This window comes from Actinosynnema mirum DSM 43827, assembly GCF_000023245.1.
GTDB lineage: Bacteria > Actinomycetota > Actinomycetes > Mycobacteriales > Pseudonocardiaceae > Actinosynnema > Actinosynnema mirum.
Genome location: NC_013093.1, coordinates 3152999 through 3164159, shown reverse-complemented (window position 1 = coordinate 3164159; position 11161 = coordinate 3152999). Strand labels below are relative to the sequence as shown.

The 11161-nt window shown below is 72.3% G+C and carries 11 protein-coding genes; 3 read left to right on the top strand and 8 right to left on the bottom strand.

Translation table 11 applies throughout. The features are described from left to right. Positions 1 to 173 precede the first annotated feature (173 nt). The 4 genes from AMIR_RS13755 to AMIR_RS13745 all read right to left on the bottom strand — a co-directional run bounded on the left by AMIR_RS13755 (position 174) and on the right by AMIR_RS13745 (position 2464). Positions 174 to 476 carry a hypothetical protein gene (locus AMIR_RS13755; protein WP_015801571.1) on the bottom strand — a complete coding sequence of 101 codons (303 nt, stop codon included), beginning with the start codon at positions 474 to 476 and terminating at the stop codon, positions 174 to 176. 255 nt (positions 477 to 731) lie between these two features. Next, positions 732 to 893, bottom strand: coding sequence for a hypothetical protein (locus AMIR_RS40220; protein WP_015801570.1), 162 nt, complete (start codon positions 891 to 893; stop codon positions 732 to 734). A 156-nt stretch (positions 894 to 1049) separates the two neighbouring features. Further along, on the bottom strand, positions 1050 to 1712 hold the full coding sequence (locus AMIR_RS13750) for a L,D-transpeptidase family protein (protein ID WP_041836741.1): 663 nt from the start codon (positions 1710 to 1712) through the stop codon (positions 1050 to 1052). A 242-nt stretch (positions 1713 to 1954) separates the two neighbouring features. After that, positions 1955 to 2464 carry a GAF domain-containing protein gene (locus AMIR_RS13745; protein ID WP_015801568.1) on the bottom strand — a complete coding sequence of 170 codons (510 nt, stop codon included), beginning with the start codon at positions 2462 to 2464 and terminating at the stop codon, positions 1955 to 1957. A gap of 229 nt (positions 2465 to 2693) precedes the next feature. On the opposite strand from AMIR_RS13745, the gene AMIR_RS42720 reads away from it, so the two are divergent. Beyond that, complete coding sequence (locus AMIR_RS42720; protein ID WP_015801567.1) at positions 2694 to 4262, top strand: GAF domain-containing protein; 1569 nt, start codon at positions 2694 to 2696, stop codon at positions 4260 to 4262. Between the two features lie 141 nt (positions 4263 to 4403). On the opposite strand, the gene AMIR_RS40215 is transcribed toward AMIR_RS42720, so the two are convergent. From AMIR_RS40215 to AMIR_RS13725, 3 genes are all read right to left on the bottom strand, one after another. Continuing rightward, entirely contained in the window at positions 4404 to 6272 is a 1869-nt protein-coding gene (locus AMIR_RS40215) for a hypothetical protein (RefSeq protein WP_049796826.1), read from the bottom strand. Positions 6273 to 6438: 166 nt separating this feature from the next. Continuing rightward, complete coding sequence (locus AMIR_RS13730; RefSeq protein ID WP_015801565.1) at positions 6439 to 7521, bottom strand: ABC transporter permease; 1083 nt, start codon at positions 7519 to 7521, stop codon at positions 6439 to 6441. After that, positions 7521 to 8399 carry an ABC transporter ATP-binding protein gene (locus tag AMIR_RS13725; RefSeq protein WP_015801564.1) on the bottom strand — a complete coding sequence of 293 codons (879 nt, stop codon included), beginning with the start codon at positions 8397 to 8399 and terminating at the stop codon, positions 7521 to 7523. The genes AMIR_RS13730 and AMIR_RS13725 overlap by 1 nt, the downstream gene beginning before the upstream one ends. 425 nt (positions 8400 to 8824) lie before the next feature. On the opposite strand from AMIR_RS13725, the gene AMIR_RS13720 reads away from it, so the two are divergent. Beyond that, entirely contained in the window at positions 8825 to 9655 is an 831-nt protein-coding gene (locus AMIR_RS13720) for a hypothetical protein (protein ID WP_015801563.1), read from the top strand. Continuing rightward, positions 9652 to 9855 (top strand): hypothetical protein, encoded by a 204-nt coding sequence (locus AMIR_RS13715; protein ID WP_015801562.1) that lies wholly within the window; start codon positions 9652 to 9654, stop codon positions 9853 to 9855. Before AMIR_RS13720 ends, AMIR_RS13715 begins: the two co-directional genes overlap by 4 nt. Here AMIR_RS13715 and eno read toward each other — a convergent pair. Further along, positions 9842 to 11122: a phosphopyruvate hydratase gene (eno, locus tag AMIR_RS13710; RefSeq protein WP_015801561.1), complete on the bottom strand. Its 1281-nt coding sequence runs from the start codon at positions 11120 to 11122 to the stop codon at positions 9842 to 9844. The genes AMIR_RS13715 and eno overlap by 14 nt on opposite strands. Between the last annotated feature and the right edge of the window lie 39 nt (positions 11123 to 11161).

The following is an 11161-nucleotide window of genomic DNA, read 5'->3' as shown; positions in this document are numbered from 1 at the left end:
GGGGCTGCCAGCGTGAGCGGGCCCAGGTGGAAAGTGGCCAGGTCCACCTCGCGGATGGTCGAGGGAGGATCGACTCGCGCTTTTCCAGGTGGTGGACCTGCAGGGCGCCTTCGGACAGGACCACGCCGCCGTTCCATCTGACAGACCCCCGACAACCACCTGCGCGACTGTGGTTATCGGAGGTGGTCCGGTGTGGCGGAAGGGTCTGCGCCGAAAACGTGGTCGTGCAGGGCTCTGGCCCGCGCGACCACGTCGGGATGCGGACGGCCGTCGACGTCCAGGCGGCGCAGGGGTCGCAGGGGTTCCCAGTCGTCCTCGGCCTTGACCAGGACCGGGTAGCTGATGAAGAGGCCGACGGCGCTGGTGGTCGAGACGACCTCGACGTCCCGGATGTCGCCGATCGGGATCACCGGGTGCTCGATGTCGCCGGTGATCCGCACCGCGCCCTTCTCCAGCACCACCTGCGCGCGCACCACGGTGGAGGCGCCCCGGGCGAGGGGGGCGGAGCAGAGGAGCGCGACGAGCGCGGCTCAGTGGTCGGCGTTGGCCAGGCAGGCCGCGGCGATCAGCAGCAGGGTGGCGACGGCGGCGAGCAGGGCCCACGCGTCGGCCCAGCGGAACGGGCCCCGGAAGACGGGGATCGCTCACGCACTTCAACGATCACGCACGAGGGCGGCGCGGCGGAGTCGTCGTCCGCTTCGCGCCGCCCCCGGCAGGTGGTTCCGGGTGTTTCAGAAGATGATGAGCAGCAGCACCAGGATGGCCACCACGGCGCCGATGGCGACCGGGATCAGCGGCAGGCTGCCCGCGCGGCGGCGGTGGTGCGGGTGGACGGTGGTGGTGCGGAACCAGCTGCCGGGGACGTGCCTGCGGTGCTGACGGACCCAGGGCATGACGCCCTCCTCCCGATGCGGTGGCTTTGTGTCACTGACCAGATACCCGGACGTGGACAATTGCACACCTCATCGGGTGAAAAACTGCTTCAGGAATAGCGCGTAAAAATGGCCCGGAATGGGTTTGACCGTGCGGTGGGCGAAGGAACCGCGGGGTCACCCCACCCCGATCAGCACCTCCGGCCTCGCCGCCGGGTCCAGCCACGACAGCAGGTGGTTCACCACCGGGGCGTCCACGCTGACGCAGCCCGCCGTGGGCCCGCCGGTCCACACGTGCAGGAAGAACGCCGACCCCCGCCCCGGCACGGCCGGACCGCGGTTGTAGTCGATCACGATCGCGCGGTCGTAGGCCGGGCCCACGTGGGCCAGGCGCTCGCTCGCCGACTCGTCGAAGGGGCACGTGCCGGGCTCGCACCGCTGGTGGGTGTTGTACAGCGGGGAGCGCTGGTCCGAGACCCACCAGTCCGCGCCGTCGACCCGCCGGTACGGCAGCCTGCCCTCGGGCAGCGGCGGGAGGGTGCCGAAGGACTCGGTCAGCCGGTGCGCGCCCGCCGGGGTGCGGGTGCTCGACTCGCTCGCCTCGCCGACGCCCGCCGAGCCCACGAACGCGGGCGCGGGCCCCAGCTCCACCCGCCACCCCGCGCCGTCGCGCCGCCAGCCGGTCAACCACCCGGACGTGGCGTCGGGGCGGTCGACCACCACCGCCACGACCTGGTCCGCTCCCCCGCCGTACGGCAGCGGCAGCCCCGCCGCCATCGCCACCTGAGCCGTCGCGGGCGTCAACCCGGCCACCAGCACCCCCAGCACGCCAAGAACCACCGCCGGACCACGTCGGCCAAGCCTGGCACGGGACCCCGCCGAGTCCCGCGCGCGTGCCGACCCGGCGGCGAGGCGTTCACCCGAACGTCCGATCCAGCCCACGGCGACCCCCTGGTCCGTCACGCCCGTCGCGGGGCGGCCCCGGCGACCGCCGGGCACGGATCGCCTACCCGGTCCCCGTCCGCGCGACACAAAGCGGCCCCGTTCCGGTGAACGGGGCCGCTTCGGGGGGACAGCCGGGTTCAGCCCTCCTTGGTGCTCCGGTAGTCCTGCATCACCCGCATGATCTCCTTCGCCGACTCGCGCAGGTGCGCCAGCTCGGCGGCGTCGAACTCGCGCCGCTTGGTGTCGACCACGCAGTGGGCGCCGACCACCTGCCCGTTCGGGGCCACCAGCGGCACGCCCGCGTAGCTGCGCGCGCCGATCACGGTCACCGCCGGGGTGTCCTGCCACGAGGGGTCGGCGGTCGCGTCGGTCACCGTGTAGTCGCAGCCGGTGAGCACCACGCGGGAGCAGAAGCTCCACTCCGCGGGGATGCCCGCCTCGATCATGCCGGTGGCGGTGCCGTACGAGGCGATGGCGTGCGTGGTGGTGTCCATGACGAAGTTCACCAGGCCGATCTTCATGCCGAGCCGGTCGGCGGCCCGCTTCACCAGCACGTCCAGCTTCCCGCGCAGCGCGGGGCTGGTGGTGTCGTAGCGGGTGGCTTCCGTCAGCCGTTCGAGGTTCACGAGGGGGACGAGCAGGGTCATGCGGACGCTCCTGGCTGAGGTGTGCGGGCCTCGGCGGCAGCCCACGCGTGTTGCACCTGCTTTCGACGTCACCCGGCACGGGATGAGGGAAACCACTCCCCCGCCCGGCCCGACCTCTCAGGTTTCCGCTCAACGGGTGCGGAAAAGCGTTCAGGTGCGTTTCGGTTTCGCCGTTCTCACCGGTATCACCCGCCGGGGAACGCCCGGCCCACAGCAACAGGAGTGGGCGATGCCCTTCTGGAAGACCCGGCGCCGATCGGCGGACGTCCCCGACGTGAGGGCGACGGTCGCCGAGGCGCAGGAGAACGCCGCCGCGGTCACCGCGGTGGTCAAGGCGCTGGACGGGGCCACGACCAGCGCCCAGGCGGTCAAGGTCGCCCTGGACGCGGTCCGCAGGCAGTTCGGGTGGGTCTACGGCTCCTACTGGCGCATCGACAAGGCGGGCCGGACGCTGCGGTTCGCCGTCGAGTCCGGCGACGCGGGCGAGGAGTTCCGCGCGGTCACCCGCGAGGCCTCGTTCGCCGAGGGCGTCGGCCTGTCCGGGCGCGCCTGGCGCACCAGGGGCCTGGTGTTCGTGGAGGACCTGGGCACGGTCAAGGACTGCGTGCGGGCGCCCGCCGCGCAGCGGGTCGGCGTCAAGTCCGGCATCTGCTTCCCGCTGATGGCCAAGGGCCGGGTCGTCGGCACCATGGACTTCTTCACCCTGGAGCACCTGACGCCGTCCGAGCAGCGGCTCGACGCGCTGCGCAGCATCGGGCTGCTGGTCTCGCAGGCGCTGGAGCGGGTCACCGACTCCGAGGTCCAGGCCGCCGCGGCGCTGGACCTGCAGGCGGTCAACACCGTGCTGCGCGGCCTCGGCTCCGCCACCTCCGAGGAGGAGGCGACCCGGCAGGCGCTGGAGACGGTGCGCAGCGAGTTCGGCTGGGCGTACGGCTCGTACTGGGCGGTGGACCCGACCGGGCAGGAGCTGCGGTTCGTCACCGAGTCCGGCGACGCGGGCGAGGAGTTCCGCAAGATCACCCGCGAGGCGTCGTTCCGCGAGGGCGTCGGCCTGGCCGGGCGCACCTGGAAGGCCCGCGAGATGCTGTTCGTGCGGGACCTGGCCGACATGACCGACTGCGTGCGGGCCCCCGCGGCGCGGCGCGCGGGCGTGAAGTCCGGGGTGTGCCTGCCGCTGGTCGTGCACGACGTGGTGATCGGCACGATGGACTTCTTCACCCTGGAGGAGGTCGAGCTCAGCGACAGCCGCGAGAACTCGCTGCGCAACACCGCGTTCCTGGTGTCGCAGTCGTTGGAGCGGATCAGGGAGACGACCCGGATCAGCTCGGCGGGCGCGGAGCTGGTCACCTCCATCGAGGAGGTGGAGCGCAACGTCGTGCAGGCGACGGGGGTCGCCGCCGAGGCGGCCACGCTGACCAGCGACGCGAACCAGGCCGTCGACCGGTTGGCGCAGTCCAGCAACGAGGTCGGCGACGTCGTCAAGGTCATCAACAACATCGCCGAGCAGACCAACCTGCTGGCGCTGAACGCGGCCATCGAGGCGGCGCGCGCTGGTGAGGCGGGCAAGGGCTTCGCGGTCGTGGCGAACGAGGTCAAGGAGCTGGCCCAGGGCACGGCTCGGGCGACCGAGGACGTGGCGCGGTTGATCAGCGCCATCCAGTCCGACGCGGGCAGCGTGGTGACCTCGCTGGCGGCGATCGGCCAGATCGTGGACCGGATCAACGAGACCCAGACGATGATCGGTGGGGTGCTGACCGAGCAGGCGGCCGTCACCCGTGACATCGTGGGGGGCAGGTGACCGGTATCGCAGGTGGCCCCGGCCCGCAGGACTTCTCCGAGTATTCTGCGGGCCGGGGTCTCCCCCTCACGTGCGGCGGTGGCCGCCGGGCGCCCAGCGCGGCGCGCGGCTGACCGTCCGCGGTGGACCAGCCGAACCGGGTCAGCGCTGCTGGCCGCCGTGCGCCTGCGCGCCGATCGGGATCGGGCCGCTGGCGGGGTTCGCGCCGCCCGGCACGGGGATCGGGCCGCTGGGCGGGTTCGCGCCCGGCACCGGGATCGGGCCGCTCGGCGGGTTCGCGCCGGGGTGCTCGGCGGTGCGGTAGCGGGCCACGGTCGGCACCACGTCCTGGCCGAACGGCGCGGCCTCCGGGAACTGCACGTCGACCGCGACCTCGTCGCCGCCGATCTCGCGGGTGATCCACTGCCCGGACTCGACCAGCGCCTTGAGCGTGCGCGTGGGCAGCGACTCGACCCGGCGCAGGTACCAGCCGTCGTCCGGCATCGGCCCCATCCGGCCGCCCAGCCTGGACTTGACCTCCTTCACCCGCGCCCACAGCTGGTTCACCAGGCTCTGCCGGTCCGCGGGGCCTTCGAGGCCCGCGCGCAGCCGGTCCTCGATGCCCCGGTTCACGCCGTCCTCGTCGGGCATCAGCATGGTGACCCAGGCGCGGGACTTCTCCCGGTACTGCAGCTGCTGCATCAGGCCCTCGTGCGCGGAGAAGTCCGCGAACCGGAACCTGCGGCCGGACCAGCGCGAGCGCAGCGTCCCGGCCAGCGACAGCGCGCTCTTCACGCCGGTGTTCAGACCGCGACCGGGCCAGAAGTGCAGCGAGTTCCCGGCGTCGCCGATCAGGAAGCCGAACGTGGTGCGGCCCAGCTGCGCGGTGAAGCGGGCGTTCTGGCTCATGCTCAGCTTGAACATGGTGATGCCGAGGATGTCCTGCGGCTGCGCGCCGAAGTACCGGGCGCCGTCGAGGATGCGCGGCCACAGGAACGACAGGCGGTCGATCGACGGCTTGAACACGGCGCGGTGCCGGTCGCAGACGAACCGGTCGCCGCGCGGGCGCATCGTGCAGCGGTAGCGGGCGATGCAGTCGACCGGGGAGTGCTCGCCGATGGCGACGATCTCCGAGGCCTCCTCGGCGGTCAGGCGCATGTTGATGAAGCCGCCGCCGAGGGAGTTGAACAGGTAGCGGTTCTGGGCCACGGTCAGCGGCACGGTGTGCTCGTCGGGCAGCACGCCCCGGATGCGCACGCCCAGCACGGTCTCCACGAGCTGCTCGCCGTCGACCGAGTAGAAGTTCCGGTCGGGCGCGCCGAAGTGCTCGGACAGCGCGGTGCGGGTGGGCGAGTTGGCGCCGTCCGCGACGGCCAGGATGTGCGTGGGGCCCCAGGTCTCGGGCGGGGTGTACGGGCCGGGGACGAGCTCCATGCCGTAGACGTCCTGCGCCATGTCGAGCAGGCAGTCCTCGATCCAGCGGATGCGCAGGTTGCGCGGCCTGCCCTTGTCGGCGGGCGAGTCGGGGCCGAGCGGCCACATCTCGGCGTACCGGCCGGGCGCGAACAGCCTGCGCCGCACGGCTTCCGGCAGGGTGGACCAGACGTTGCTCTGCAGGGTCACGACCTGCTCGCGGCGCACGTTGCCCTCGGCGAGGTCCATCCAGACGACGCGGTTGCCCTGCCTGCGCCAGCGGCGGTCGTGCACGCGGATGACGACCTGGTCGCCCATCATGGCGCGCAGCGTGCAGGCGAAGATCAGTCCGACCGGCCCGCCGCCGACGACGTCGACCCGCAGCGGCTCGCGGCCCTCGGGCAGCGGCTCCAGCTTCTTGAACAGGCCGGTGGCCCAGTCCCCTGCCGGGATCTGGGACGCGGACTGGTTCTGGGAAGCCTGGTTCTGGGGAGCCTGGTTCTGCTGGCCGTTCTGGTTCTGGGCGCCGGTCCGGCTCTGCGGGCCGGACTGGTGGGACTCGCGCTTGATCAGGGTGGTCGGGTCGGGTTCGGGGCTGGAGAGGGGCATGATCTTCACGGCCTCTCGGGGGTGGTCGGCGGTAGACACCCCCCTGGAACGAGCGCGGGGCCGGATTGGTTCACCGTTCGAGGTGTGAACGTCGAGAATTCCACCGGAGCGCGAAGAGGGGCGCGCCGGGGAACCCCTCGGTCCCCGACGCGCCCCGGTGCTGAGCGGTGGTTGATCAGCCCTTGGAGGTGGCCAGCGCCTGCTTGATCTTCAGCTTGCCGCCGGTGTGCAGCAGCGAGCCGGTGAACACCTTGCTGGCGAACAGGAGCATCAGGACGCCCGCACCGGCCAGCAGGGCGAGCGAGACCAGCGCCTCCCACGGGGCGGCCTCGCCGCTGAAGACCCGCAGCGGCATCGCGACCGGCGAGGTGAACGGCACGTAGGACATGATCGTCATGGCCAGCTTGTTCTGGAACAGGAACAGCACGCCGAAGTAGGGCAGCATCACCAGCATCACCACGGAACCGGTGCTGGAGCCCAGGTCCTCCTGCCTGCTGATCAGCGCGCCCGCCATGGCCCACATGCCCGCCAGCAGCACGAACCCGAGGATCAGGAACGGGATGAACCAGCCGATGGCCGGGGCGACGACGCCGAGCAGCTCGTCCTGGCCGCCGATCTTGAGCGCGATCGGGGCGACGGCGGCGAGCACGACGAGCTGGCCGATGGTGAGCACCGCGTTGCCGACGATCTTGCCGGCGAGCAGGGCGCGCACCGGGATCGTGGACACCAGGATCTCCACGATGCGGGTCTGCTTCTCGCTGACCGTGCTCTGCGCGATCGCCATGCCGCCCATGCCGAACATGAGGAACATCAGGCCGAACACGGTGACCACGGCCTGCTGCTGACCGCCGCTGATCTCGCCGGGCGCGATCAGGTCGACCGGCGGCACCTGGGCCAGCGCGACGACCACCTCGGTGTCGGCGTTCTCCAGGGCGACCACGCGCAGCCCGGAGGGGGTGCGCTCCTGCGGGTCGGGCACGACGGCGGCGGAGACGTCCTCGGAGCGCAGGAGCTCCTCGGCGGCGGCGAGGTCGGCGACCTCGCGCAGCTCGAAGTCACCGGCCGACAGCGCGGCCTTGGCCTCGGAGCCGACGACCGCGACCTTGGTGGGGCTGCTGAAGATCGAGGGCAGCACGGTCATCGCGAACAGGGCGACGATGGTGATGCCGAAGCTGATCCAGAAACCCTTGGTGCGCACGTAGGTGCGGATCTCGCGCTCGGCGATGAGCTTCGTCGCGGCGGTGAACGACAGCGCCATCACACGACCTCCTTGAAGATCTCGTCCAGGGTGGGCACGACGGGGCCGAACGCGCGGACCGGGCCGCGCTCCAGCGCGGCGCGCAGCACGGGCTGCTCGTCGCCGCCCTCGACCTCGAACACCGCGCTGGGACCGTCCAGTTCGGACACCCGCACGCCGGGGACGTCGCGCAGGAAGCCCGCGTCGCCGTCGACGGTGATCTCGAACCGGGTGGTGCCGTGCCTGCGGCGCAGCTCGTCGCGCTCGCCCTGGGCGGTGATGCCGCCCTTGGCGATGATGACGACGTCGTCGCACAGCCGCTCGACCAGGGACAGCTGGTGGCTGGAGAACAGCACCGGCACGCCCGAGGCGGCGCGCTTGCGCAGCACCTCCAGGACGGTCTCGACCGCGATCGGGTCGAGGCCGGAGAACGGCTCGTCCAGGATCAGCACGTCGGGCGAGTGGACCAGCGCGGCGGCGATCTGCACGCGCTGCTGGTTGCCCAGCGAGAGCGACTCCAGGGCGTCGCCCCTGCGGTCGGTCAGCTCCAGCTGCTCCAGCAGCTCGTCGGTCGCCCTGCGGGCGGCGGCGCGCTCCATGCCGTGCAGCCTGCCGAGGAACTCGACCTGCTCGCCGACGGCCATCTTCGGGTAGAGGCCGCGCTCCTCCGGCATGTAGCCGAACTTCTGGCGGCCGTCGCCGGTGACCGGCGCGCCGTTCCACTCGACGGTGCCGGAGCTGGGCTCCAGCACGCCGAGGATGATCCGCATGGTCGTGGTCTTGCCGGAACCGTTGGCGCCCAGGAACCCGGTCATGCGACCGGGTCGGACCTGGAACGACACCCCGTCCAGCACCTTCTTGCCGCTGAATGAGCGGCTGATGTTGTTGACGCTCAGCACGGGGAGAACGCTACGGGGCGTGGCCGGGGTGGCGCGTCAGGCGCGCGACCCATTGGCGGGGTCCTCCGCGAGGAGGACCAGGGGGGTCGCGCGGGTCGGGGGTCATCCGCGCGGAGGATGCGGATCTCGGGGCGCGGGCGGTCGGCGGGGCGGGCGGTCGGCGGGGCGCGGTCGGCGGGGCGCGGTCGGCGGGGCGCGGGCGGCCGGGCGGGGCGCGCGGGGAGGCAGGCGTGCGGAGAGCGCTTTCCCTGGCGCACAAGGGAAAGCGGGCGCGGACCCTACCAAAGATGATCTTGTGGGGACAGCGTGTCGACCATCACCGGACAACCTCGCTCACCCGCGATGACCGGGCGGTCACCTGACGTAGTGTCACCACCGCCGCCCCCGGCGGTGATCGCGAGCACGGGTGCTGGAGGTCAACGCGCATGTCACCGCTCCCCGGTCCGGACGCCGCCGCGCTGCGCGCGCTGGGCCTGTCCGACGAGGTCGCCGACCTGCTGGCAGGCTCGGAACAGCTGCTCGACGTGGCGGGCGAGCCGGTGGTGCTCACCGCCGAGGTGGACGGCGCGAGCGGTGGCACGAGGGCGCTGGCGACGTTCCTGGGGCCCTCCTCCGACGCGGCCGTGGCCGAGGTGGTCGCGATCGCCGCCGACCGGCACCCGGAGGCCGCGGAGCTGGTGCTGGTGCTGCCGCCCGGTCGCACCCCGCCCGCGTCGGGCGCGCCGCTGCTGCGCTACGCGCTGGCCACCGGTGGGATCGGCCCGGTCCCGGACGCGGCGGGCTGGGTGGTGCGGGACGCGAACGACAACGACGCGGTCGACGTGGTCCCGCTGTACGCCGAGGCGCTGCCGCACCTGGCCGACGTGGACCCGTGGGAGCTGCAGGAGCACTGCCTGGAGCTGTTCGACGAGGCCCTGGAGGAGGGCGCGGTGTTCGTCGCGCACGGGCCGACCGGGTTCGCCGGGCACCTGACGCTGATCCCGGACGAGGACGAGCTGACCGGGTCGCCCCGGTTGGAGGTGTTCGACCGGTGCGTGGTCGGCGAGGCGGTCGGGACGCCGGTGGCGGCGCTGCTGACGTGGGCGGCGGTGGAGCACGCGCGCGCCGAGGGCCTGCCGCTGCGCGCCTGCGTGCACGGTGACGGGGCCGAGGTGGACGCGGCGCTGGAGTCGCTGCTGGCCGAGGGCTGGCGGCGGGACGAGGTGTGCTGGTCGGTCCCGCTGCGCGGCGCCGACCCGAGCGGGGCGGGCGCGTGACCACGGCCGTCACGGCGACCGACCTGGCGCTGTTCTGCTGGCCGCTGGGCGTGGACGAGGACGACGCCGAGGAGACGCCGGTCGTGCCGCTGCCCAGGCGGGGCGGTGGCGCGCGGGTCGGCGAGCGCGGGAACGGCGGCGCCCACCCGCGAAGCTCGCGGGTGGGCGCCGGTCGTGCGTCGGGGATCAGCCCCGGCTGAGGCTGGAGCGGCCCGCGTAGCGCGCCTGCGAGCCCAGCTCCTCCTCGATGCGGATGAGCTGGTTGTACTTCGCGGTGCGGTCGGAGCGGGACAGCGAGCCGGTCTTGATCTGGCCGCAGTTCACCGCCACCGCGAGGTCGGCGATGGTGGTGTCCTCGGTCTCGCCGGAGCGGTGCGACATGACCGCCGAGTACGCGGACTTGTGCGCGCGCTCGACCGTGGCCAGGGTCTCGGTGAGCGTGCCGATCTGGTTGACCTTCACCAGGATCGAGTTGGCCAGGCCCTGCTCGATGCCCTCGGCCAGCAGCTTCTCGTTGGTGCAGAACAGGTCGTCGCCGACGAGCTGCACGCGGTCGCCGATGGCCTCGGTGAGCTGCTTCCAGCCCTTGGTGTCGTCCTGGTCCATGCCGTCCTCGATGGACAGGATGGGGAACTTGGCCACCAGCTCGGCCAGGTAGGCGACGTGCTCGTCGACGGTGCGCTTGACGCCCGCGCCCTTGTAGTCGTAGACGCCGCCCTTGAAGAACTCGGACGCGGCCAGGTCGAGCATGATCGCCACGTCGTCGCCGGGGGTGTAGCCGGACTTCTCGATGGCGTTCACGACGAACTGCAGGGCCTCGTCGGCGGAGGTGAGGTTCGGCGCGAAGCCGCCCTCGTCACCGACATTGGTGTTGTGGCCCGCCGCGCTGAGCTCCTTGCGCAGGGTGTGGAAGACCTCGGAGCCGACGCGCACGGCCTCGGCGAAGGTCGTCGCGCCCACCGGCGCGATCATGAACTCCTGGAAGTCGAGCGCGTTGTCGGCGTGCTCGCCGCCGTTGATGATGTTCATCATCGGCATGGGCAGCAGGTGCGCGAACACGCCGCCGACGTAGCGGTAGAGCGGCAGCTGGTGCTGCGCGGCGGCGGCCTTGGCGGCGGCGAGCGAGACGCCGAGGGTGGCGTTCGCGCCGAGGCGCGCCTTGTTGTCGGTGCCGTCCAGCTCGATCAGCACGCGGTCCAGGTCCGACTGGGCCTCGGCGGGCAGGCCGACGACGGCCTTCGCGATCTCGCCGTTGACGGCGTCGACGGCGGCGCGCACGCCCTTGCCGTGGTAGCGGCCCTTGTCGCCGTCGCGCAGCTCGACCGCCTCGCGGGTGCCGGTCGACGCGCCCGAGGGAACCGCGGCCCTGCCCAGCGCACCACCCTCCAGCTCCACGTCGACCTCGACGGTCGGGTTGCCCCGGCTGTCGAGGACCTCACGGCCTGCAACGCGGACAATCGCAGTCATCTCGCTCCTCGGTTCTGTGGAAACCACGACCGGGCAGCG

What these genes read in the sequence shown, in the direction of transcription:
- AMIR_RS40220 (WP_015801570.1), bottom strand. Translation starts at nt 893, where the DNA reads ATGCCCTGGGTCCGTCAGCACCGCAGGCACGTCCCCGGCAGCTGGTTC.
- AMIR_RS42720 (WP_015801567.1), top strand. Translation starts at nt 2,694, where the DNA reads ATGCCCTTCTGGAAGACCCGGCGCCGATCGGCGGACGTCCCCGACGTG.
- AMIR_RS13745 (WP_015801568.1), bottom strand. Translation starts at nt 2,464, where the DNA reads ATGACCCTGCTCGTCCCCCTCGTGAACCTCGAACGGCTGACGGAAGCC.
- eno (WP_015801561.1), bottom strand. Translation starts at nt 11,122, where the DNA reads ATGACTGCGATTGTCCGCGTTGCAGGCCGTGAGGTCCTCGACAGCCGG.
- AMIR_RS13730 (WP_015801565.1), bottom strand. Translation starts at nt 7,521, where the DNA reads ATGGCGCTGTCGTTCACCGCCGCGACGAAGCTCATCGCCGAGCGCGAG.
- AMIR_RS13720 (WP_015801563.1), top strand. Translation starts at nt 8,825, where the DNA reads ATGTCACCGCTCCCCGGTCCGGACGCCGCCGCGCTGCGCGCGCTGGGC.